General features: G+C 38.1%; 24 protein-coding genes and 1 other annotated feature. All 24 genes read left to right on the plus strand.

The genetic code is table 11. The features are described 5' to 3' along the window. The first annotated feature begins 166 nt into the window (after nucleotides 1–166). The 24 genes from mraZ to ileS all read left to right on the plus strand — a co-directional run bounded on the left by mraZ (nucleotide 167) and on the right by ileS (nucleotide 24686). The gene (mraZ, locus tag FH508_RS04880; RefSeq protein ID WP_139860193.1) at nucleotides 167–598 is read left to right on the plus strand and encodes a division/cell wall cluster transcriptional repressor MraZ; all 432 of its coding nucleotides are present in this window, start codon (nucleotides 167–169) and stop codon (nucleotides 596–598) included. A gap of 60 nt (nucleotides 599–658) precedes the next feature. Continuing rightward, nucleotides 659–1609, plus strand: a complete 951-nt coding sequence (rsmH, locus tag FH508_RS04885) for a 16S rRNA (cytosine(1402)-N(4))-methyltransferase RsmH (protein WP_173477862.1) — start codon at nucleotides 659–661, stop codon at nucleotides 1607–1609. Continuing rightward, nucleotides 1610–1978, plus strand: coding sequence for a cell division protein FtsL (gene ftsL, locus FH508_RS04890; protein WP_173477861.1), 369 nt, complete (start codon nucleotides 1610–1612; stop codon nucleotides 1976–1978). After that, on the plus strand, nucleotides 1975–4191 hold the full coding sequence (locus tag FH508_RS04895; RefSeq protein WP_173477860.1) for a penicillin-binding protein: 2217 nt from the start codon (nucleotides 1975–1977) through the stop codon (nucleotides 4189–4191). The genes ftsL and FH508_RS04895 overlap by 4 nt, the downstream gene beginning before the upstream one ends. 58 nt (nucleotides 4192–4249) lie before the next feature. Then, nucleotides 4250–6166 (plus strand): stage V sporulation protein D, encoded by a 1917-nt coding sequence (locus FH508_RS04900; protein WP_173477859.1) that lies wholly within the window; start codon nucleotides 4250–4252, stop codon nucleotides 6164–6166. 125 nt (nucleotides 6167–6291) lie between these two features. Continuing rightward, nucleotides 6292–7266: a phospho-N-acetylmuramoyl-pentapeptide-transferase gene (gene mraY, locus FH508_RS04905; protein ID WP_173477858.1), complete on the plus strand. Its 975-nt coding sequence runs from the start codon at nucleotides 6292–6294 to the stop codon at nucleotides 7264–7266. Then, on the plus strand, nucleotides 7263–8612 hold the full coding sequence (gene murD, locus FH508_RS04910) for a UDP-N-acetylmuramoyl-L-alanine--D-glutamate ligase (RefSeq protein WP_173477857.1): 1350 nt from the start codon (nucleotides 7263–7265) through the stop codon (nucleotides 8610–8612). The genes mraY and murD overlap by 4 nt, the downstream gene beginning before the upstream one ends. A gap of 40 nt (nucleotides 8613–8652) precedes the next feature. Continuing rightward, nucleotides 8653–9732: a putative lipid II flippase FtsW gene (gene ftsW / locus FH508_RS04915; protein WP_173477856.1), complete on the plus strand. Its 1080-nt coding sequence runs from the start codon at nucleotides 8653–8655 to the stop codon at nucleotides 9730–9732. Between the two features lie 22 nt (nucleotides 9733–9754). Further along, entirely contained in the window at nucleotides 9755–10609 is an 855-nt protein-coding gene (locus tag FH508_RS04920) for a cell division protein FtsQ/DivIB (RefSeq protein ID WP_173477855.1), read from the plus strand. Further along, nucleotides 10587–11315, plus strand: coding sequence for a DUF881 domain-containing protein (locus FH508_RS04925; RefSeq protein ID WP_173477854.1), 729 nt, complete (start codon nucleotides 10587–10589; stop codon nucleotides 11313–11315). Before FH508_RS04920 ends, FH508_RS04925 begins: the two co-directional genes overlap by 23 nt. Before the next feature lie 149 nt (nucleotides 11316–11464). After that, a complete protein-coding gene (locus FH508_RS04930) occupies nucleotides 11465–12271 on the plus strand; it encodes a DUF881 domain-containing protein (protein ID WP_173477853.1) in 807 nt (268 codons plus the stop codon). Further along, nucleotides 12192–12563 (plus strand): small basic family protein, encoded by a 372-nt coding sequence (locus tag FH508_RS04935; RefSeq protein WP_173477852.1) that lies wholly within the window; start codon nucleotides 12192–12194, stop codon nucleotides 12561–12563. Before FH508_RS04930 ends, FH508_RS04935 begins: the two co-directional genes overlap by 80 nt. Nucleotides 12564–12658: 95 nt before the next feature. Next, nucleotides 12659–13942 (plus strand): cell division protein FtsA, encoded by a 1284-nt coding sequence (gene ftsA, locus FH508_RS04940; RefSeq protein WP_173477851.1) that lies wholly within the window; start codon nucleotides 12659–12661, stop codon nucleotides 13940–13942. Nucleotides 13943–13995: 53 nt separating this feature from the next. Beyond that, nucleotides 13996–15165: a cell division protein FtsZ gene (gene ftsZ / locus FH508_RS04945; protein ID WP_173477850.1), complete on the plus strand. Its 1170-nt coding sequence runs from the start codon at nucleotides 13996–13998 to the stop codon at nucleotides 15163–15165. A gap of 201 nt (nucleotides 15166–15366) precedes the next feature. Beyond that, complete coding sequence (locus FH508_RS04950; protein ID WP_173477849.1) at nucleotides 15367–16200, plus strand: sigma-E processing peptidase SpoIIGA; 834 nt, start codon at nucleotides 15367–15369, stop codon at nucleotides 16198–16200. 13 nt (nucleotides 16201–16213) lie between these two features. After that, a complete protein-coding gene (gene sigE, locus FH508_RS04955; protein WP_024362133.1) occupies nucleotides 16214–16921 on the plus strand; it encodes an RNA polymerase sporulation sigma factor SigE in 708 nt (235 codons plus the stop codon). Between the two features lie 114 nt (nucleotides 16922–17035). Further along, nucleotides 17036–17809: an RNA polymerase sporulation sigma factor SigG gene (sigG, locus tag FH508_RS04960; protein ID WP_173477848.1), complete on the plus strand. Its 774-nt coding sequence runs from the start codon at nucleotides 17036–17038 to the stop codon at nucleotides 17807–17809. A 175-nt stretch (nucleotides 17810–17984) separates the two neighbouring features. Beyond that, nucleotides 17985–18221 (plus strand): YlmC/YmxH family sporulation protein, encoded by a 237-nt coding sequence (locus FH508_RS04965; protein ID WP_173477847.1) that lies wholly within the window; start codon nucleotides 17985–17987, stop codon nucleotides 18219–18221. Nucleotides 18222–18391: 170 nt separating this feature from the next. Then, nucleotides 18392–19096 carry a YggS family pyridoxal phosphate-dependent enzyme gene (locus tag FH508_RS04970; protein WP_173477846.1) on the plus strand — a complete coding sequence of 235 codons (705 nt, stop codon included), beginning with the start codon at nucleotides 18392–18394 and terminating at the stop codon, nucleotides 19094–19096. Continuing rightward, nucleotides 19080–19577, plus strand: a complete 498-nt coding sequence (locus tag FH508_RS04975; protein ID WP_173477845.1) for a cell division protein SepF — start codon at nucleotides 19080–19082, stop codon at nucleotides 19575–19577. The genes FH508_RS04970 and FH508_RS04975 overlap by 17 nt, the downstream gene beginning before the upstream one ends. Nucleotides 19578–19597: 20 nt before the next feature. Further along, entirely contained in the window at nucleotides 19598–19876 is a 279-nt protein-coding gene (locus FH508_RS04980; RefSeq protein ID WP_173477844.1) for a YggT family protein, read from the plus strand. A 104-nt stretch (nucleotides 19877–19980) separates the two neighbouring features. Continuing rightward, nucleotides 19981–20769, plus strand: coding sequence for a YlmH family RNA-binding protein (locus tag FH508_RS04985; RefSeq protein ID WP_173477843.1), 789 nt, complete (start codon nucleotides 19981–19983; stop codon nucleotides 20767–20769). Between the two features lie 95 nt (nucleotides 20770–20864). After that, nucleotides 20865–21389 carry a DivIVA domain-containing protein gene (locus FH508_RS04990; protein ID WP_173477842.1) on the plus strand — a complete coding sequence of 175 codons (525 nt, stop codon included), beginning with the start codon at nucleotides 20865–20867 and terminating at the stop codon, nucleotides 21387–21389. A 107-nt stretch (nucleotides 21390–21496) separates the two neighbouring features. Next, nucleotides 21497–21719, plus strand: a binding site (T-box leader). A gap of 198 nt (nucleotides 21720–21917) precedes the next feature. Further along, complete coding sequence (gene ileS, locus FH508_RS04995; RefSeq protein ID WP_173477841.1) at nucleotides 21918–24686, plus strand: isoleucine--tRNA ligase; 2769 nt, start codon at nucleotides 21918–21920, stop codon at nucleotides 24684–24686. Nucleotides 24687–24775: the final 89 nt, after the last annotated feature.

Raw genomic sequence — 24775 nt, forward strand, 5'->3', positions numbered from 1 at the left:
GCTATCCTACTAAGGGTAGTTCTTTTTTTATGCCCTTTAGCACAAAATAAAATTTCGCTTAAAGGTCTAAACACACATAAAAGGTGAGAATGTCAAGTTTTTTTTAAAAAAAGTGGAGGAAAGTGGGGCGATGTGGTACATTATTTAATAAAGTGGGGTGACTAGCATGTTCATGGGAGAATATCAACACTCTGTTGACGCAAAAGGACGATTAATCGTACCCGCAAAATTTCGTGAAGCCTTAGGTGAAACCTTTGTTGTGACACGCGGACTTGATAATTGTTTATTTGGCTATCCTATGGATGAATGGCGAAAACTCGAAGAAAAATTAAAAGGTTTACCAATGACAAAGAAAGATACTCGTGCTTTTGCAAGGTTCTTCTTTTCAGGTGCGACGGAAGTAGAAATAGACAAGCAAGGTCGTATTAATATTCCTTCGACGTTAGTACAACACGCACATCTAGTAAAAGAATGTGTTGTGCTAGGTGTTTCGAATCGAATTGAAATATGGGCAAAAGATGCTTGGGAAACTTATTTCACTGAGTCTGAACAATCTTTTAATGAAATTGCAGAAAATATGATTGGCTTTGATTTTTAACTTTGTATTAAACGTGAAAACGTCAGTTGAAAAAGTAAAGGCCTGAGGGGAGCGATTGGTATGTTCGATCATACAACCGTGTTATTAAAAGAAACTGTTGACGGATTGAACATCGATCCTGATGGTGTATATGTGGACTGTACGCTTGGTGGAGCAGGACACAGTGAATATTTAGTACAACAATTATCAGATAAAGGCCGTCTAATTTGTTTTGATCAAGACACAACGGCCATTGAAAATGCGAAAGTTCGTTTAGCTCCTTATATAGAGCGTGTAACATTTGTGCATTCGAATTTCCGCTATTTAAAAGAAGAGCTATTAGCCCTTGGTATCCAAGAGGTAGATGGCATTTTATATGATTTAGGTGTTTCTTCTCCACAATTAGATACACCAGAACGTGGTTTTAGCTATCATCATGATGCCCCACTTGATATGCGTATGGACCAGACGGCTGCGCTTACAGCGTATCATGTCGTTAATGAATGGGCATACGAAGATTTAGTCCGTATTTTCTTCCGTTATGGGGAAGAAAAATTTTCTAAGCAAGTAGCTCGTAAAATCGAAGAGGCTCGTAAAACGGCACCGATTGAAACAACGGGACAACTTGTGGAACTAATTAAAGAGGGTATACCAGCAGCGGCTCGCCGTAAAGGGGGACATCCTGCAAAGCGCATCTTCCAAGCAATTCGTATTGCTGTAAATGATGAGCTAGGTGCAGCGGAGGATTCATTAGTCGATGCGATTGATATGATTAACGTAGGTGGACGCATTAGTGTTATTACATTCCATTCATTGGAAGACCGCCTATGCAAGACAATTTTTAAGGAAGCGTCATCCTTACCTGAATTACCACCAAATTTACCGGTAATTCCAGATGACATGAAGCCGACTTTAAAGCTTGTATCTAGAAAGCCGATTCTACCTTCTGAGGAAGAATTAGCAGTAAACAATCGAGCACGTTCAGCAAAGCTTAGAGTGGTGGAGAAAATTAACGACAAAGGGCGTGAGTAAATGGCAGCAGTTCGTGTAAGGCAGCACCAACAGCAACATGTGCAACAACCGTTAACACCACCTAGTCCACAACCCACTATCATACGTCGTAAAAAAACGAACCAGAAGTTTGAAAAGATGATGCTATTAGCACTAGTAAGCATTATTGTTGTATTGTCAGTACTAGTGTTGAACAACCAAGCAGCAATTCAAACGACAAGCATGGACATTCAAAAAATCGAAGCAGAGGCAGATGAGATTGCAAAACAGAATGTTGACTTGACAGTTCGTGTAAGTGAACTTTCTACATACGAAAATATATGGAAAAAAGCAAAAGAACTCGGTTTAACTCAAAATGAGAAAAATGTAAAGGTAGTGCCGGGAGAATGAAAAAAAAGCGATTTCGATTCCAATGGGGAGCCTTTCTATTACTAGTTTTTTATGGAGGGCTCTTTTTTCTATTATTTACGAGAATGATTACGTTGCAGGCGACAGGTGAAGTTGAAGGGCAAGCGCTTGCTGCAAAGGCAGCAGCTAAATATAACAAGGAAAGTGCAATAACAGCAAACCGAGGGAAAATATTAGATAGAAATGGACAAGTTATTGCAGAAGATACTCTCAGTTATCGATTGATAGCTGTAGTCAGCGATAAGGCTACTACAGATGAAAAGAATCCACATCATGTTGTAGATCCTGAAAAAACGGCGGAAGTTTTAGAAGAATATATACCGATGGAAAAAGATGATATTTATAAGCGGCTAACAAAGCTGCGCAGTGATGGAACACTGCCATATCAGGTGGAGTTTGGCGTTGCGGGCAGGGGCATTAACCATGAAGTAATGACCAAAATTAAGGACTTGAAATTACCTGGAATTTTGTTTGTTAGCGATTTAAAACGCTATTATCCAAACGGTATTTTTGCTTCGCATCTAATAGGCTTTGCATTGAAAGAGGATAATAAGGATGGAACTGTAACGACGAAAGGGAAAATGGGTTTAGAGCTTACGTATGACAAGGAATTAACGGGTGTCAACGGCAAGGTTAAATATCAAACAGACGCTTTTAGTTATTTATTGCCGAATAGTGAAAAAATGGTTACACCTGCTAAAGACGGCAATAATATCTTTTTGACGATTGATAAAACTATTCAAAGTTTCGTAGAGGATGCGATGACGCAAGTAGAGCAGGAGTATAATCCAGAATCTATGATAGTTGTAGTAGCTGAGCCGAAAACTGGGAAAATTTTAGCAATGTCACAGCGTCCGACTTTCAACCCCGATACACGAGATAGTTCGAATATGAAATGGCTCAATGCCGTAACAGAAGAAACGATGGAACCAGGGTCAACGATGAAGACGTTCACACTTGCTTCTGCTATCGATACTGACAAATGGGCGCCATATGATGAGTATATGTCAGGGCAATACACTGTGCATGACAGAACAATTCGAGATCATAATCAAGTAGGTTGGGGTAAAATTTCGTATTTAGAAGGTTTCCAACGCTCATCAAATACAGCGATGGCCAATTTATTGAAAAGTATTGGTGATGAGGTATTTGTCGACTACCTAGATAAATTTGGTTTTGGTAAGAAAACAGGGATTGATTTACCGAATGAAGCAACGGGTACTATTTTATCGAAGTATCCAATTCAACGAGTGACAACGACATATGGTCAAGGTTCAACAGTGACACCGATACAGCTTATACAAGCGATGACTGCGATTGCCAATGACGGTAAGATGATGCAGCCATATGTTATTGATAGGATAGTAGATTCAGCAACGGATGAAACGATTCAACAGCATGAGCCTGTTGAAAAGGGACAGCCTGTTTCGGCGGATACAGCGAAACAAGTACGCGAAATATTAGCTTCTACATTAACGGCAGAATACGGGACAGCGAAGGATTTTGTACTCGATGAATATCAAGTAGCAGGAAAAACAGGTACTGCCCAAATTCCAAAGGCTAATGGTACCTATTCATGGGGCGCTAATGAGTTCTTGTACTCATTTTTAGGAATGGCACCCTACGATGATCCACAACTAATTATGTATGTTTCAGTTGAAAAGCCAAAGCTTAAAGGGGAACTGGGCTCGGTACCTGTGTCAAAAATATTTAAGCCTGTTATGCTCAATAGTTTAAAACATTTAAATATTAGTCCAGACGATGTACAGCATGTAGATCATGTAAATATAAATGATTATACTGGTCAAAATGCAGAAGCTATTCAGGTAGAGCTAGCAAATGATGGATTGAATCCTATTATTGTCGGGACTGGTGGAAAAATTATAGAGCAATATCCAAAAGGTGGACAAAAGCTTGTAAAAGGAAGTTTTGTATTTTTAAAAACTGAAGGTGATATCGCGCTACCAAACTTTACTGATTGGTCGTTGCGTAATCTATTAGTTTTCAAATCAATGTCAGGTCTTCAGATTGAAGTTGTTGGAGAGGGCTTTGCAGTCAGTCAAAGTGTATCTGCAGGTACGGTGATTTCAGATAGTTCACCTATTGTAGTGAAATTGAAAACACCTGCTGAAAGCTTTGTACAAGACGTAGAAGCGCCATCTGAAGGTGAAGTTGAACAAGTAGATGATGAATAGTCACTGAATAGAAGTCCACTTTATTTCATACGTTGTAAAAAACAAGGTGTGATGTCGAATGAAGTGGATTTCTATCCATTCCAAAAAGCGTTTACGTATTTTATATGTTTTGTTTATGTGTGTAGCGGTTGCAATTGTCATTCGGTTATTTGTTTTGCAAGTGTTTGACCAAAAAGAGTTAACGCAAAAAGCAGAAGAGAACTGGGATCGTGAAATTCCATTTGCAAATGAACGCGGACATATTACGGACCGAGATGGTAACAGTATTGTGACGAACAAGCTAGCGCCTACACTGTATTTTATGCCGTCACAAAGCAAAGATATTGCAGGAGCGGCAGCGAAAATTGCACAAGTACTTGAAGTAGATGAACAAAAACTGTTGGAAAAGATGCAGAAAAAGGCGTACTTAGTAAAGCTAGCGCCTGAAGGGAAAAATATTTCCTATGAGAAGGCTGTTGAATTGCAAGGGATGCAAATTGAAGGACTATATAGTGGTGTAGATTACTCAAGGGAATATCCGTATGGTACGTTACTATCTCGCTTTTTAGGTTTTACAGGTTATGATGCGCAAGGGCTAGCTGGGATAGAATATGAATACGACAAGCTATTACAAGCAAATTCTTCTGCCATACGGCTTTTCACAGATGCGAAAGGTAATAACTTACCAAATGTCGCAAGTGCATGGAAAGCTGGAGAAGATGGCGCAACGATAGAGCTAACAATTGATGTAGATGTTCAGCAAGTTGTTGAACGTGAGCTATCACAAGCAATGGAACGCTATGAAGCTGACCAAGCAATGGCGATTGCTATGAATCCAAATACTGGGGAAATACTAGCTTTAGCCTCATATCCAACTTTTCATCCTGCAGAATATCAGTTAGTCGAGCCTGTTATTTATAACCGAAATTTACCTGTTTGGATGACATATGAGCCAGGTTCAACTTTCAAAATTATTACACTCAGTGCCGCTCTAGAAGAGAACTTGGTAGATTTAGAAAAAGATACATTTTACGATCAAGGTTATACAATGGTTGCAGGTGCTAGATTGCGCTGCTGGAAGCGTGAAGGTCATGGGCATGAAACATTTTTAGAAGTCGTACAAAATTCTTGTAACCCAGGCTTTATTGAATTAGGTCAACGCTTAGGCGGAGAAAAATTATTACAGTATATTAAAGACTTTGGTTTTGGAGAAAAAACTGGTTCCAACATCGCTGGTGAAGCTTCAGGGATATTGTTTTCTAAAGACGCATTTGGCCCTGTGGAACAAGCGACAACCTCATTCGGTCAAGGTGTAGCAGTTACACCAATCCAACAAGTGCAAGCAGTAGCTGCAGCCGTCAATGGGGGCAAGCTCTATACGCCATATGTTGTGAAAAAAATCTTTAACCCAGATACTGGGGAAACGATTAATGAAACAGAACCAGTTATTAAAAGGCAAGTAATTCGTGAGGAAACATCTGCAAAAGTACGTGAGGCATTAGAGTCGGTTGTTGCGAAAGGGTCAGGTCGACAAGCATATCGAGATGGTCTGCGTATTGGAGGCAAAACAGGTACAGCTCAAAAAGTTGAAAATGGGCGGTATAAAGATGGTGAATATATCGTATCATTTATAGGATTTGCGCCTGCAGACAATCCACAAATTGTCGTGTATGTAGCAGTGGATAATCCGAAAAAGACAACACAATTTGGTGGTGTTGTAGCAGCTCCAATCGTCGGCCAAATTATTGAAGATGCAGCACCATTTGTTGGCATTGAAAAATCGAAGGAACAGCTTGAAAAAGATTATCGTTGGGGTGACCCACTTACTGTGAAAGTACCGAGTTTCATAGGACAAACGAAGGATGATATTGCCAAGCAACATTATCCATTCCGCATTGAATGGCATGGGGAAGGGACTAAAATTGGTAGTCAATTACCTGAAGTGGATAGTGTTATCAAGCAAGATGGCACCATTCATTTATATTTAGTGAACTAACGTAACTTTACCTTTAAAAAAAGGGAAAGAACCACTATTATTATGAAGGGTAGTAATAAATATATGAGGGTTTGTACTTTTTTCGTGAAGAAGAAAGTGAAACAAGATTTAAAGGAGATTTTTCAATGAAACTCGCAACAACACTTACCATTTTAGCTATTGCTTTTATAGTAACAGTTATCTTGGCACCAATTAGTATTCCGCTTCTTCGTCGATTGAAGTTTGGGCAAAGTATTCGTGAAGAAGGACCAAAATCACACATGAAAAAAGCTGGCACACCGACTATGGGCGGCATTATCTTTTTAATAGCCATCATTCTCACAACGGTGGCGATTGGAAGCTTTTTAGATTTATTAACAACGCAAACGGTGGTCCTTCTACTTGTACTTGCAGGTTTCGGATTAATTGGCTTTTTAGATGATGGCCTGAAGGTCATTTTTAAACGTAACTTAGGTTTAACATCGATTCAAAAGTTAGTAGGGCAAATCGTTATTGCGATACTTGCATACTTCCTATTGCACTTCAGTTCTTTTGATACAACTTTAGCCATTCCTTTTACAGATTTTACAATTGATCTAGGTGTGTTTTATGTAGCCTTTTTAATTTTCTGGTTAGTTGGGTTTTCGAATGCTGTCAACCTAACAGATGGTTTGGACGGTCTTGTGGCAGGGACGGCATCGATTGCTTTTGCGGCATTTGGTGTTATTGCACTATTCCAAAGTCAAGCAGATATCGCGTTATTTACATTTGCAGTAACAGGTGCATTATTAGGATTTTTACTTTTCAATGCAAACCCTGCAAAAGTATTTATGGGAGATACTGGCTCACTTGCACTAGGTGGTGCGCTAGCCATGGTATCGGTATTAGTTAAAGAAGAGTTTTTACTACTATTAGTTGGCTTAGTGTTTGTCATCGAAACACTTTCTGTTATTTTACAGGTGGGTAGCTTTAAAATTCGTAAAAAACGGATATTTAAAATGAGTCCTATCCACCATCATTTTGAATTATCAGGTTGGTCAGAATGGAAAGTTGTACTTGTATTTTGGTCAACTGCTTTAGCAGTAGCATTGATTGCAGTCTTATCGGAGGCGTTCTTATGAGAGAATATACAGATTTACAACATAAAAAAGTCCTTGTTTTAGGCCTAGCTAAAAGTGGTGTGGCAGCAGCGGAGATTTTACATGAGCTTGGCGCCTTTGTAACAGTCAATGATTCAAAGCCATTTGATGAAAGCCCTGATGCGCAAGGTCTACTGCAAAAAGGCATTACGGTTATTTGTGGTCGTCATCCAGAGGATTTACTTGATGAAGGATTTGAGCTAGTTGTTAAAAACCCTGGTATCCCTTATAGCAATAAAATTGTAGCGGATGCAATTAGTCGCGAAATACCTGTTTGGACAGAAATAGAGCTTGCTTATTTAATTAGTGAAGCACCATTTATAGGTATTACAGGATCTAATGGTAAAACGACAACTACAACATTAATTTTTGAGATGTTAGAAAATGGTGCGAAAAAACCATTAATCGCAGGGAATATCGGCACAGTAGCGTGCGGTGTAGCAAGAGAGGCACAAGAAGATAACGTTATCGTTACGGAGCTTTCATCGTTCCAGCTTATGGGTACAAAAACTTTTAAACCAAAAATTTCTATTTTAACAAATCTTTATGATGCCCATCTTGATTATCATGGGACATTTGATAACTATGCTGAAGCAAAGTTTGGTGTAACACGAAATCAGGATGAAAATGATTATTTCATTTATAATGCGGATCAGCCAATTGTTGTAGGTTATGCTGCAAAATCCAATGCAAAAAAAGTGCCTTTTTCTTCTAATGGACGCACTGAACAAGGGATTAGCGCTGATGATACGACAATCTATTGGCAAGGTGAGCCATTTATGGATCGAGCGAATATTGCGCTGCCTGGTAAACACAATCTAGAAAATATTCTTGCAGCTGTAGCAGCTTGTATATTAATTGGCTGTGACAAAGCAAAAATGGAAGAAGTATTAGCAAAGTTTGGCGGTGTTCGTCACCGTACACAATTTGTCCGCGAGTGGAATGGTCGAAAAATATACAATGACTCTAAAGCAACAAATTGCTTAGCAACAAAAAGTGCTTTAGACGCATTCCAAGCGCCTGTAATTTTACTTGCGGGTGGTTTAGACCGCGGACATTCTTTTGAAGAACTACGACCTTGTATGGGGCATGTAAAAGGCGTTGTGGCGTTCGGTGAAACGGGCTTACGTTTTGTGGAATTCGCTAAGTCTTGTGGGGTTTCGCAAACGGTCATTGCTCAAAATGTAGAAGATGCTGTTCATTATGCTGCGCCGATGTCGGCAGAAGGAGACATTATTCTACTATCACCAGCTTGTGCAAGTTGGGATCAATATGACAGCTTTGAAATACGTGGCGATGTTTTTATTGATGCTGTAATGAAGCTGTAATGAGCCTGTAACTATTTTAGAATATACTTGATGTGGAAGGATGGCATTACTGAGAGGGAAAGAAAGCTATTTATTGCTCGTCACAACATTGATGCTATCAATAATCGGCATTATTTTCGTCTATTCTGCAGGTACCTATTGGAGTGCCGTTCATTATAGTGGAAAGATGCCGTTTTATATGAAACAAAGTATGTATTTTGTGGTAGGCATCGTAGTGTTTTTTATTACCATTCGATTAAACATATTAAAAGAGCAATCCTTTTGGAAAATGGCGTATATTTTTTCGTTAGTGTTACTAGTCCTTGTACTGATACCAGGCATTGGACTTGAACGAAATGGGTCTCAAAGCTGGATTGGTGTAGGCCCTTTAACGATACAGCCTGCTGAACTAACGAAAATTACAGTGCTAGTGTACATCAGTCATATATTGGCGCAGCACAAAACTGGTACGCCAATCGTTAATTGGCGACATGCTGTAATCGTGGTATTACCCGTTGTATTAATAATGCTTCAGCCTGATTTTGGCTCTGTATTTATACTTGTAGTATCAGTTTTTTTATTGTTATTTGTGGCAGGGTATCCATTAAAGCTTTATGCGATGATAATGGTAGCTGGAGTTGCTGGATTAGTTGGGTTGATTGCAACAGCCCCGTATCGACTTAAACGTATTGAAGCGTTTCTCGATCCTTGGGCAGACCCATTAGTAAGTGGATTTCAAGCTGTACAATCTTTAATGGCAATTGGCCCTGCTGGGATTTTTGGACATGGCTTTGGTCAAAGTAGGCAAAAATTTCTTTATTTACCTGAGCCGCAAAATGATTTTATTTACGCGATTATTTTAGAAGAAATTGGTTTGGTAGGTGGGCTCGTTATTTTAGCACTATTTGTACTGACAATATACGCTGGTTATAAATTTGCGGTACAGGCTAAAACACGAACATCCTATTATGCCATTATTGGACTTGTGACAATGTTAACTGTACAGGCGTTTTTAAATATAGCTGTCGTTATCGGATTGGTTCCTGTAACGGGTGTCACATTACCTTTTATTAGCTATGGTGGAACATCTTTAGTAACAATGTGGTTAATAATAGGTATTATTTATCAATTAGCGAAATAAATATAAAGGAGGAGTACTTTTTATGGAGAAAGTAATTGATATAGAAGATCGCATTCCTACGCTAAAACAGCGACGAAAAAAGCGTACAAATCGCAAATTCATTGTCCTAATATTACTTTTCTTTTTAGTGCTAGCTGTACTCCTTTATTTTCAATCTCCTTACAGTGATATTAAAAGCATTACGGTCAACGGTGCCCAACTAGCTGACGAACAGTATTATCTGGAGGCTAGTACCCTTGCACCAGGAAAGTCGATGTGGGGTTTTACGGTAAAAGATGTAGAGCAGGCATTACTAAAAGACAAATGGGTGCAAGAGGCTCATGTCAAGCGTAAATGGCTGCGCGGCGTCACGATTGATATTAAGGAATGGAAAAAAGTTGCGTATCTAGCTGGTGACGGAACTTACTACCCATTGTTGGAGAACGGGAAGAAGTTTGAACAAGCTGGCGACAATATCCCAATTGATGCACCGGTATTTATGGGCATTACAGGAGAAAAAACCATTAACAAGCTTGTAGAACAATTAGCACGGTTAAAACCAGAGGTATTAGCTTTAATCTCACAAGTAAATACGAATAGTAATGAGGCTAATCCTAATGCGGTCAAGCTTTATATGAATGACGGCTATGAAGTTCGTGCAGTTATTCCAACATTAGCTGATAAGCTAAATTATTATCCTTCAATTGTTGCGCAAATAGCAAATTTAGAAAAGGGTGTTATCGACATCGAGGTTGGCTCATATTACCGTCCATTTAATGATGAGTACAATAAAGTCAGCATTGATATGGAGGACAACCCTGATGCAAAAAAGGACAACCCTGATGAAAATGCGGCCAACCAGGAAGTGAATGAAGATGAACAACAAGAAACAGAATAGCAAAGGGAACTTCTTTACGAGGAAACAATTTGAGCTCCTCATCGTTTGTATAACTACTGGGTTTATCATCGGCTATTCTTACAACCAAGCAAAAGACAATCGACAAACTAGCTCCATTAAAACTGAGCTATTTGAGCAAGAAGATACGTATCGTGAGGAGCTGATTGAACAGCAAGAGCGCAATAAAGAACTCACAGAAGAGGCGAACAAGTTACAAGAAAAGATTCGGAATTACGAAAAAGATTTCGCCTCGAATGAAAAGGAATCGAAGCAATTAGTTCAAGAAGCAGAAGACTTACGTTTACTATTAGGTGATTTAAGTTCAGAAGGAAAGGGTATACGTATAACGCTTCAAGATGGTGATTACGACCCTAAATCTGTAAATCCTAATGATTATATCGTCCATGAAAGCCATGTGTTTAAATTATTGAATGAATTAAAAATTTCTGGAGCACAGGCGATTGCCATTAACGGGCAACGGGTCATGGCCAATTCTTATATAAGATGTAATGGACCTGTTATTACAATTGACGGCAAGCAACATCCTGCCCCCTTTGTAATTGAGGCTATAGGGGATTCAACAACACTCCGTGCTTCACTGAACTTAAGTGGTGGCGTAGTAGATCAACTGTTAAATGACAATATTGTCGTGTCATTAGAAGAAAACCAAAAGTTAACAATGCCAAATGTAAAAGTAGAAAGTTAACGACTGTTATTCCATAAATAACATGGGATGAAAATTAGGTAAAGCCTCCCACGGATGTCCTAGATAAAAATTGTTCATATTACAGTTCAACATCTAAATTTAACGATATCAAGGAGAAATTGTTTGCGATGCGTCTAGGAGGGGCTATTTTGAAAAAAAATATGTACACCCGAATAACGATCGTGCTATTTATTATCGGTTTGATGATAGCGGTACAATACAATACCATTCAAAAACCAGCTGAGCGAGATACACGAGATATTTGGGCCATACGAGAGGAATTAGCAGAAGAAAAGCAAAGGCATTCCACATTATTAGCAGATATTCGCTCACTTAATGAGGTAATGGGTCGCTATGAGCAATCTGAAAAAGCTAATTTACAAGTTGTTTTAAATGACACAGTCAATCAATTAAAACAGCAGGCAGGCTTAACGGATATTACAGGTCCAGGGGTAGTACTCCGAGTGGAGCCAGCACCAGAATTAGTTGCAATGGGGTATGAAATGAAAGAGATCTCTCCAGATTTACTTACCCAATTACTAAATGAATTATTTAAATATGATGCTGCTAGTGTTGCCATTGATGGGAATCGCATTGTTCATACATCAGCCATCAGAGACATCAATGGGAAAACAACAGTGAATAGTGTGGCACTTTCATCACCACCCTTCGAAATTTATGTTGGGACAAGCACTTTTAAGGCAGCACAAAAAATGTATAATTCTATTCAAGCTTCATCATTTATCGATTCATTTTATTTAGATAATTTTAAATTAGTGATAGAGGAGCCTACTGCACAGTTAACTATACCGGCATTCGATCAACCATTGACGAATGATTATTTAACAGAGGTCAAAAAAAAAAGGAGATTAATATATGTGGCTACCATTTTTAGGTTTGGTATTTGGACTAGCACTAGGCTTGTTAACAAATATCCAAATTCCCTCTATCTATGAAAATTATTTGTCAATAGCAGTGCTGGCTGCATTAGATACGTTATTTGGAGGCATTCGAGCTCAATTACAACAAGTATATGACGATAAAGTATTTGTATCAGGTTTCTTTTTTAATATAGTTCTTGCGGCAGGATTGGCGTTCATAGGGGTGAATTTAGGGGTGGACTTGTATTTAGCTGCCATTTTCGCCTTTGGAGTACGTTTATTCCAAAACATAGCAATAATTAGGCGTATTTTACTAACTCGGTTAGATGAGAAACGTCACAATAAGAAAAAAACTTCCATAGAATGAGAGAAAAATTGACCAAAATACTCGATTTGCTTAGACATTAGGCAAGATTTACAATAGAATGAAATTAAGAGCATTTTCAAGGAGGTGCAGCGAATTTGAATCATCAAGAATTATATATATCACTCGATATAGGATCTTCTTCTATCAAAGTATTAATAGGTGAAATGAGCGACGGACAATTACATGTAATTGGGGTCGGCAATGTAAAATCGAATGGGGTTCGAAAAGGTGCAATTGTTGATATTGATGCAACAGTTCAATCTATTCGAAAAGCAGTAGAACAAGCAGAACGAATGACAGGTTATCAAATCGATGAGGTCGTTTTAGGCGTTCCAGCTAATCAGACGATGTTACAACTAGTTAAAGGTGTTGTCGCTGTAAATAGTGAAAATAGAGAAATTACAGATGATGATTTAGACAGAGTGGTAGAATCTGCACAAGTCATGTCAATACCTCCTGAACGTGAATTAGTCAACATCATTCCAAGACAGTTTATAGTAGATAATTTAGACGAAATTAAAGACCCACGAGGTATGATTGGTATTCGTCTCGAAATGGATGCGACAATGATTACGACCTCTAAAACGTTGTTACACAATGTACTTCGTTGCGTAGAGAAAGCGGGATTAAGCATTAGAGAGATTTATTTACAACCACTTGCGGCTGGTTATTTTGCATTAACGGAAGATGAAAAAAACCAAGGTACAGCCTTTATTGAATTAGGTGGCGGCTCAACAACTATTGCGGTATTTGAAGAGGGGCTACTGACACATACTGGGGTCATTCCAGTAGGTGGGGATCATATTACAAAAGACATTTCAATTGTTTTAAAAACACCGACAGATCAAGCGGAGCAAATTAAACACCAATTTGGACATGCCTTTTACGATGATGCTTCAGACGAGGAACTTTTTGAAGTGCCAGTTGTTGGTACAGATTCAAGGGATCAGTACAGCCAACGCTTTATATCAGAAATTATTGGTGCTAGATTAGAAGAGTTATTTGAACTAGTAATTGATGAGTTAGCACGTCTAGGCGTTCGAGATTTGCCAGGTGGTGTTGTTTTAACAGGTGGTGTGGCAAAGCTAGATGGTATAGCTCAATTAGCACGCCAAATACTGCAAACGCGTGTTAGAATATATACTCCAGATTATATTGGCGTTAGAGAGCCTTCATTTACGACGGCAGTTGGACTGATTCGTTACGCCTATCTAGAAGATGATTTTTATGGAAAAGGTACGAATACGCAGCCTATTGAGTATGCGGTTGTCGGTGCTCAAGCACCAGCATCTAAAAAGCAAGAATATGCTACACCTTCAGAATCAAAAGGAAGCGTAATCGGTAGAGCAAAAAAATTATTTGATAAATTTTTTGATTAACTTGAATGCGTAATGAATGATACAGAGTCGAGTTACCGTGGGAGGAAAAAAGAATGTTAGAATTTGATACAAGTGTTGATCAACTTGCAGTTATAAAAGTCATTGGTGTGGGTGGTGGCGGTAACAACGCTGTTAACCGAATGATAGAGCATGGTGTACAAGGTGTTGATTTTATCGCAGTGAACACAGATTCACAGGCTTTAAATTTATCGAAAGCAGAAATTAAGCTGCAAATCGGTACAAAACTTACGCGTGGTTTAGGAGCTGGAGCTAATCCAGAAGTAGGGAAAAAAGCGGCTGAAGAAAGTCGTGAACAACTAGAAGAAGTATTACGCGGTGCGGATATGGTATTCGTAACAGCTGGAATGGGTGGAGGCACAGGAACTGGTGCTGCACCAGTTATAGCACAAATTGCACGTGATTTAGGCTCACTAACAGTTGGTGTTGTCACACGTCCATTCACTTTTGAAGGACGCAAACGACAAACTCAAGCAATCGGTGGTATTGGCGGTATGAAAGAAGCTGTCGATACATTAATCGTCATTCCGAACGACAAGCTATTACAAATTGTCGACAAATCGACTCCGATGCTTGAAGCTTTCCGTGAAGCGGATAACGTTTTACGTCAAGGTGTACAAGGTATTTCCGATTTAATCGCAACACCAGGTCTGATTAACCTAGACTTTGCCGACGTAAAAACAATTATGTCTAACAAAGGTTCTGCCTTAATGGGTATCGGTATTGCAACAGGTGAAAATCGTGCTGCAGAAGCTGCTAAAAAAGCTATTTCAAGCCCATTACTTGAATCTTCAATTGATGGCGCTAAAGGTGTTCTAATGAACATTACAGGTGGCTCTAACCTTAGCTTATTTGAAGTACAAGAAGCTGCAGATATCGTTGCATCGGCTTCAGATGAAGAAGTTAACATGATTTTCGGTTCGGTTATTAACGAGAATTTAAAAGACGAAATTATCGTAACCGTGATTGCGACTGGCTTCACAGAAGAAGCGTTACAACAACATCGAGGAAATGCTCGACCAAGCATTAACAACATTAATAATAATCGACAAGCTGCGCCTCAACAACAAGCACCGATTCGTGAGCAGCGTCAAGAGATACATGTACAGCAAGAACAACCACAGCGTCAAAATCATCAAAATTATGCACAAGATGATATGCTAGAAGTACCTGCATTTTTACGTAACCGTAAAAATCGTGGATAAACAAAACTCGTATTTTACATTTGTAAAATACGAGTTTTTTTAAGTGCCTGACACGCAAACAATTCTGAATTGTTTGCGTGTCAGGCACTTTTTGTGTAAGGAAACGATGTTTTTTGTCAAAACATTTTAAGGAAATCATGCGATTGTTTGACAATATTTGTGGCGCTGGCATGCTAACTTTGTAAGTAGGAGGCGGCTGTTATGTATGGAGAATGGCTGGTGCTCATTAATACGCTTTATAATTTAGCAATATTGACGTTTACAGCAAAAGTTACAGGCGTACATGTAAAGAGTACGAGATTATTAATGAGTTCAATTATTAGTAGTTTTATAGCTGTAATCGGTGGTCACATGCTGCTTACGATTGTACTAAGTTTCATTGTACTAATTGGTCTAGCTTTTCGCTTTAAACTTCGAAGTTTTCAAAAGCAAGGTCCTATTGTACTGACTGCAACGATTGTTATTGGCGGACTGTTAACAGCATTACAACCGTATTTAAAGAATCTTTCTGTCATTCACTTTATTGTACTTTGCTTGTTGCTAGCATTTGGTAATCTTCTTATATTTTATAAGCAATGGGGATTTGTAAAGCTGGAGCGTGTAAGTGGACAGTTTGTATTTCAAACGACCTTAAAGGTTTTTGATAAAGTTATCCCACTTTCGGCATTCGTAGATACAGGGAATCAATGTATCGAGCCGTTGTCAGGAAAACCTGTTCATTTTGTTTCGTATTCGGCACTACGACCTTATTTACCAACAGCAATTCAAGATGCATTATTACAATGGCAGGAAACAGATCCTTACGATGTATCGATGTTTTCAGTAGATTATCAGCGACTAATTCGATTTATTCATGTCAATACAGTGCAACAACAAACCGTTGTCTTAGGCTTTCGCTTTGATGAATTACACATTAAAGGAGAGTCATCACAAGTAAAAACAAATGAATATATCGTATTAACAAAAAAAGCTAAAAATTTTCCGCATAGCACAGCAGCAATTTTACATTTTTCAGCGCTTTCAAATAACTCATAGAGGGGGAGAACTATTGCTTCTTAGGCTACTTGCTAGCTTGAAAAAATTATGGGGTAAGTTTCGGAGTCGTGAAACGTACTATATAGGGGGAAATGATTCATTGCCAGTGCCACTAAGTCGAGAAGAAGAAGTCACAGTCATTGCATCCTTTATGAACGGAGATTTACGAGCTAGAGATACACTTATTGAACGTAACTTACGTCTTGTTGTTTATATTGCTAGACGTTTTGATAATACGGGTACGCCGATTGAAGATTTAATTAGTATTGGTTCGATTGGTTTAATAAAGGCGATTGAAACGTTCAATACCGATAAAAATATTAAACTTGCAACGTATGCATCACGTTGTATTGAAAACGAAATTTTGATGCATTTACGTAAAACAAGTCGCATGAAGGGTGAAGTTTCACTAGATGAACCACTAAATTCTGATGCAGATGGAAATGAGTTATTATTGTCTGATATTTTAGGGACAGAGGAACATATTATTTTAGACAATGTTGAAAAGAAAATTGAACGTCAGCATATGTTCCATGCCATTAATTTATTAGGTGCACGTGAACGATATATTATGGAATGTCGTTTCGGATTAAACGGTAAAATCGAAATGACGCAAAAAGAAGTAGCAGATCATTTAGGCATTTCGCAATCATATATTTCAAGGTTAGAAAAGAAAATTATACAAGATTTACGAGAAAATTTGAATCAGCCAATATCTTAGAGAGGGAAATTTATCCTACCTAAAATTGGACGCATTTTTTCTGCATATTCTCGATTCTGTCGGACAAACTGATGTAACGGTTTAGTCAGAGAATAACATCCGGAGGAATCGAATATGCGAACAAAAGTAGATCTTTGCGGCTTAGATACATCGACTTTGCCAATTTTAAAGCACGAAGAAATGAAGGAACTCTTCATTCGATTACAAGCAGGAGAAACCGAGATTCGGGAAGAGCTTGTAATGTGCAATTTAAGGTTAGTGCTAAGTATTGTCGGACGATTTGCCTACAGGGGTGAACAGGCAGATGATTTATTTCAGGTAGGCTGTATTGGCCTCATGAAAGCTATTGATCATTTCGATTTGAAGCATAATGTACGATTTTCAACATATGCTGTACCAATGATCATTGGTGAAATTCGTCGCCATCTGCGTGATCATCATGCACTACGTGTTTCTCGTTCTCTTAGAGATATTGCGTATAAGGCGATGCAGGCAAAGGAACAATGGATAACCGACAATTTGCGTGAACCAACGATTGAAGAAATCGCAGAAATGATTGACATGAAAAAGGAAGATGTATTATTTGCTTTAGATGCCATTCAAGACCCAGTTTCATTACAAGAGCCCATTTATGCAGACGGTGGAGACGCTGTTTATATGATGGACCAATTACGGGATGATGATGTATCGGAAGATCAATGGGTTGCCTACGTGTCAGTAAAGGATAGCTTGCAAAAATTGGATGTACGTCAGCAAATGATAGTAGCTAAGCGTTTTTATTATGGTGAGACACAAACTGAAATTGCAAAAGAATTAGGGATTTCTCAAGCGCAAATTTCACGTCTAGAAAAAAATGCCATTGAAACAATGCAGAAAGATTATAAGTAAGTAGACAATGCGCACCCGAAACTTCGGTGCGCATTTTATCTTCATTGCGTTCGTCTAAACATGAAGATTGTAGTCATACATTTTTATATGCAATACTGCAACTAATCAAAAAGCATTGTAATTGTTTTAGCTCAACATAAACACAATGGTAATTGATTTAGTAGGAGGGATACAAATGCGTTTCTCAATGTTACAGCAAAAAGAAGTAATAGAAGCAGGGAATGGACGTTTTTTAGGCTTTGTTGTAGATGCAGAAGTATCAAAAGAAACGGGCTATGTAACGGCGTTTATGATTGCAGAGCCTCGAAAATATTTAGGGTTCTTCAGAGGCGAAGAATCGATTAGAAAAGTGTATATGAAGGATGTTCTTGTAGTCGGCAAAGATGTCATTCTAGTAAAGGCATTATCGTAGAAACATGGCATTTGTGCTGCTCGCTCCTATTTTCCGAACAGTAAGTCTGTAGCCCCTCATTTAGTGTGAGCAGCGAAAATGTATAAGCATTTATAGGTCAGGCTATTCATTGATAAATAAAGAGTTGCTTGTTACAATAAAGGAAACTAAGTTGTAAAGTTGGGAAAAAAGTGACGAAAATCTTAACAAATTTAGACAAAATTAATAATCAAATACAAGCAGCACAACAGCGTTCAAATCGTGAGGCAACTAATGTTCAAATTATTGCTGTTACGAAAGAGGTTTCCGTTGAGAGAACACAAGAAGCAATTGATGCAGGGCTTATACATTTAGGTGAAAATCGTCCTGAAGGCTTAAAACAAAAAATTGAAGCCATTCAAGCTAATGTACATTGGCATTATATTGGATCACTACAAACGCGAAAAGTAAAACAAGTTATTAATGAAATTGATTACTTACATTCATTGGATCGTCTAAGCTTAGCAGAAGAAATTGAAAAAAGAGCAACAAAACAGGTAAAATGTTTTGTACAAGTTAATGTGTCAGGTGAAGAATCAAAACATGGTTTAACACCAGAGGACGCAGTAACTTTTATTGAATCTTTACAAAACTTCTCGAAAATTCAAGTTGTAGGTTTAATGACTATGGCACCAAATACAGAGGACGAATCAATTATTCGCTCTGTTTTTAAACAATTAAAACAATGTCAACAGCAAATAGCCGAACGAGGATTCGCACACGCGCCTTGTACCGAGTTATCAATGGGCATGTCTAATGACTTTGAAATAGCGGTAGAGGAAGGAGCTACATTCGTTCGAGTCGGAACGGCTCTTGTTGGAAATGAAAGAGGGGAACAGGATGAGCATGAAAAATAAAATTAAAAACTTCTTTTATCTTGAAGAAGAACTAGAAGAAGAAATCACGCAAGCTCCTATTCAACAGCAACAACCCGTGCAACAACAACCGATTCATGCAGCTAAACCATCTAAAAAGGTTATCAAAGAACGTAAGGCACAGATTCATGAAATTGTACCGCAAAGTACAACAGCCAATAATAATATTGTTAGTTTACAAGCAGCTATGAATACAAAAGGTGCAAAGGTTGTATTGGTAGAACCGAGAGTTTATGCAGAGGCTCAGGATATTGCTGAAAACTTAAAAAACAAACGAGCAACAATTGTTAATCTGCAACGAATCGAACGAGAACAAGGTATTCGAATTATTGATTTTTTAAGCGGTACCGTCTATGCGCTAGGTGGAGACATTCAGCGTATAGGGAAAGATATATTTTTATGCACACCAGATAATGTAGAAGTATCTGGAGAAATTTCGAATTTTATTTTAGACGATAATTAATAGCGAGGATTGTAGTTTATATGACTTTTTATATAATTTTGCATTATGTGGATTTAGCGTTTACTGTGTACTCATTTATGCTAGTAGCATATGTTTTAATGTCTTGGGTACCAGCCGCCCAAAGTTCAGCGATTGGCCGTTTTCTTGAAAGACTATGCGAGCCATATTTAGGGCTTTTCAGAAAGATCATTCCTCCTATTGGTATGGTTGATATTTCTCCGATCGTGGCAATTTTTATGTTGAATTTTATTAAAAATGGGCTTTTTATTGTGATTCAAAAAATATTCTTTATGTTTTAGTTAAAATCCTCACAATTAGTGGGGATTTTTTGTGTAAAAAGGGAATACTAGACTTAACTAAACTAATAGTTTCAATTGGATGAGGTAGATGGGGTGAACAATAAATGGAGCATTTAATACAACATTTTAGGAAGGACGAGCAGCCTTTTATTGAGCAAGTAGTAAGCTGGCAACGTGAGGTGGAAGATCGCTATGCTCCGAAACTTACAGATTTTTTAGATCCAAGGCAGCGCTTTATCGTAAAGTCTGTTATTACGCAGAACAATATGCTTCAAACGACTAGTGATGGCTTGTTTCATGAAGCAGAACGTCAACGTATGCTAATTTTCCCGACATATTTCGAACCGCAAGCGGAAGATTATCAGTTAACAGTATTTACTATTCACTATCCTGCAAGATTTGTACAACTGCGCCATCCAGATGTTCTCGGTGCTCTATTATCATTAGGATTAGATAGAGCTAAATTCGGAGATATTCGGGTGAATGAGCAACAAGTACAGTTTGTTGTGGCTGAAGAAGTAGCAGACTATGTACGCCTTCATTTAACAGGGATAGGCAAAATAAAAGTACACGTAGAATCAATTAAAGAGTCACAAGCGCTTATTGACAATGAAGACGATTGGCAGGAAGAATCCCATACCGTTTCTTCTATGCGTTTAGATGTCATTATCGCAACAGTATTAAAAGTGTCTCGTCAAAAAGCACAAGCACTTATTACTGGAAAAAAAGTGCGTGTAAACTGGACTGAACGAGATAGTGTTGCATTTGAATGTCAAGAAGGTGATATTTTATCAGTACGAGGTAGTGGTCGCGTAAAAATAATAATGACAGAAGGCCGAACAAAGAAAGATAAAATTCGTTTACAAATCGGTCGTTTGACCCAAAAAGGCTAAAAAACATGTAATTTCTATTTATTTTTACTGCTAAGTTGTTAGAACAATTGTATAATAGAACTTACGAATGTACTTGTAAAGGAGAGAAGGATCGTATGCCATTATCACCTATTGATATACATAATAAGGAGTTTACAAAATCTTTCAGGGGATATGCTGAAGATGAAGTAAATGAATTTTTAGATCAAATCATTAAAGATTATGAAAAATTACTACGTGAAAAAAAAGATGTCGATAAGCAATTAGAAATGGCTTTAGAGCAAGCGAGACATTTTAATTCTTTAGAGGAAACATTACAAAAATCAATTGTTGTCGCACAAGAGGCAGCAGATGAAGTACGAAGAAATTCACAAAAAGAAGCAAAGCTAATTGTAAAAGAAGCTGAAAAAAATGCCGACCGTATTATTAATGAGGCGTTAACGAAAGCACGTAAAGTAACAATAGAAATAGATGAGCTGAAAAAGCAGTCCAAAGTTTTCCGCAATCGTTTTAAAATGCTTGTCGAAGCACAATTGGATTTACTGAATGCAGACGACTGGGATCATTTATTGCAATATGATATTGATCTAACAGAAATTCAGTCTTCAGTTGAGGATGCACAAGAATCAGAAGAAATTTAAATGGTCCATTGACGAAAAAGTGAAGTAGTCATCGAATGAATATGACTTGACGCCATACATGGATTTCCATATACTATTGTCATAGTAATTAAAAAGAACAGATATGCATATAGGCAGAGACGAAGACAGTATTTGTTAGGTGTAGTAAAGCGATTTGGGGATAGTGGGAGCCCAAACAAGCAATTAACAAAGAAAATCACTTCTGAGCTAAATAACTGAACGTTAAGTAAGTTATTTCGGAGCGCACAACGTTAACGTGCTTTCAAGCGGTAGTACAATTATGTACTACAACTAGGGTGGTACCGCGAGTTCAAGCTTCTCGTCCCTTTTAGGGATTGAGAGGCTTTTTTGTTGTTATTGGATTGTTTTGCGTGTCACTAGGAAAGTATAGCAAAAAGGCGCAGTTTAAAATACTGGCACAAGATGTGTCATATTTACTTTTGCTTGGTGCTCACAACAATTTGTCCAATGTAATGAAATGCTTAGCAATTGTTCTCTGTTTGCAAAAAATAAAGGAGGAATTAACAAATGGTTGAATATAAAGAAACCTTACTAATGCCAAAAACGGATTTCCCAATGCGTGGAAATTTACCAGCGAATGAACCAAAAATGCAAGAAAAATGGAATGAGATGGACATCAATAAATTACAAATGGAGCGTACAGCAGGTCGTCCTGAGTACGTTCTACATGATGGCCCTCCATATGCAAATGGTGATATCCATATTGGTCATGCCTTAAACAAAGTACTGAAAGATATGATTACACGCCATCGTTCAATGACAGGTTTCCATGTTAACTATATTCCTGGCTGGGATACACATGGTTTACCAATCGAGCAAGCGTTAACAAACAAAGGTGTAAAACGTAAAGAAATGTCCATTGCTGAATTCCGTGAGCTTTGCGAAAAATATGCATATGAACAAATCGACAATCAGCGTGAGCAATTCCGTCGATTAGGAATTCGCGGTGATTGGGAAAACCCATATATTACGTTAAAACCAGAATTTGAAGCTCGACAAATTGAAGTGTTCGGTAAAATGGCTGAAAAAGGCTATATTTATAAAGGCCTAAAACCAGTGTACTGGTCACCATCTTCAGAATCTGCATTAGCAGAGGCTGAAATTGAATATAAGGATGTAAAATCAGCTTCTATTTATGTAAGCTTTGCGATTAAAGATGCAAAAGGTGTTGTACCAGCTGATGCGCAATTTATTATTTGGACTACTACGCCTTGGACATTACCAGCAAACTTAGGGATTTCTCTAAATCCAGAATTCATCTATGTTGTTGTAGCAGTAGCGGATAAAAAGTTCATTATTGCAAAAGAATTACTTGAAACAGTGGCAAAAGAGCTTGAATGGGAATCTTACGAAGTGATCCAAGAAGTAAAAGGGGAAGCTTTAGATCGCATCGTAGCACAACATCCATTCTATGACCGTGATTCACTTGTCATGGTCGGTGAGCACGTTACGGCTGAAGCGGGTACTGGTTGTGTTCATACAGCTCCTGGACATGGTGAAGATGACTATCAAATTGGTAAGTTATACGGTTTACCAATTCTTAGCCCAGTGGATAATAGCGGTTGTTATACTGATGAAGCACCAGGCTTTGAAGGTGTCTTCTACAATGATGCAAATAAAATGGTTACAGCCAAATTAGAAGAAGTTGGCGCATTAGAAAAATTAAACTTCTTTACGCACTCTTACCCACATGACTGGCGTACGAAAAAACCAGTTATTTATCGTGCAACACCACAATGGTTTGCGTCAATCGATGCATTCCGTGATGAATTATTAGCAGCGGTTAAATCAACAGCATTTACACCTGCTTGGGGTGAAACGCGTCTTTATAATATGATTCGTGACCGTGGAGACTGGGTTATTTCTCGTCAACGTGCATGGGGTGTCCCAATTCCGATTTTCTATGCTGAAAATGGTGAGCCAATTATTACACCAGAAACAATTGCGCGTATTTCTTCACTATTCCGTGAGCATGGATCAAATATTTGGTTCCAAATGACAGCAAAAGAATTATTACCAGAAGGCTTTACACATCCAGGTAGTCCAAATGGTGAATTCACAAAAGAAAACGATATTATGGATGTATGGTTTGACTCTGGATCATCTCACCAAGGTGTACTAGTAGAACGTGGTATGAAATATCCAGCAGATCTTTACTTAGAAGGCTCTGACCAACACCGTGGCTGGTTTAACTCATCATTAATTACGTCTGTCGCAATTAATGGCTATGCACCATATAAAGGTCTATTAACGCATGGTTTCGTTTTAGATGGCGATGGTCGCAAAATGAGTAAATCATTAGGAAATGTAATTATTCCTCAAAAGGTAATGGATCAATACGGTGCAGATATTTTACGCCTATGGGTAGCTTCAGTAGATTATACTGCTGATGTTCGTATTTCAATGGATATGTTAAAGCAAGTATCTGAAGTGTACCGTAAAATCCGTAATACATTCCGTTTCTTACACGGCAATGTAGCTGATTTTAATCCACTAAAAGACCGTGTAGCGTATGCTGATTTACGTGAAATGGATCAATACATTTACATGCGTCTACAAGATGTATTAAAAACAGTGCGTAGCGCTTATGATCGTTATGATTTTGCTGCTGTCTACCATGCGGTTAATAACTTTGTTGCTGTAGAACTATCTTCATTCTACTTGGACATCGCTAAAGATGTTGTTTATATTGAAGGTCATGACAATCACGATCGTCGTGCAATGCAAACAGTTATTTACGATACATTAATGACATTAGTAAAAATTATGACACCAATTATTCCACATACAACGGATGAAGTTTGGTCTTATTTACATGCACAAGGTGTTGTGGAAGAGGTATCAGTTCAATTAACGGACTTCCCTTCAGTAGATGAGCAAGCAAACTTCGATGAGTTACGTGAAAAATGGGAAACAATTATTGATGTACGTGATGATATTCTAAAAGCATTAGAAGAAGCACGTAATGCAAAAACAATTGGTAAGTCTCTTGAAGCGAAAGTAACAGTTTATGCAAAACCAGAAGTTTTAGCATTATTAAATGATGCAAACATTGATTTTGCACAGCTTTCAATCGTTTCTAATTTTGGGGTAGCACCAATCGAATCAGCTCCTGCTGAAGCACTAGCTTTAGAACATGTATCAATTGTTGTTGAAAAAGCAACAGGTGAGAAATGTGAGCGTTGCTGGTCAATTTCGGCAACAGTTGGAGCGAATGATGCACATCCAACAGTATGTGCTCGCTGTGCAGAAGTTGTTGAGAAGTATTACGTATAAAAATGATGAAATAAAAAAGAGCAGTCGAGATGAAATCGACTGCTCTTTTTTTATGTTTGACTAGCTTTGAACATACCGATTTCTTCGTA

The organism is Lysinibacillus sp. CD3-6, assembly GCF_006351725.2.
GTDB lineage: Bacteria > Bacillota > Bacilli > Bacillales_A > Planococcaceae > Lysinibacillus.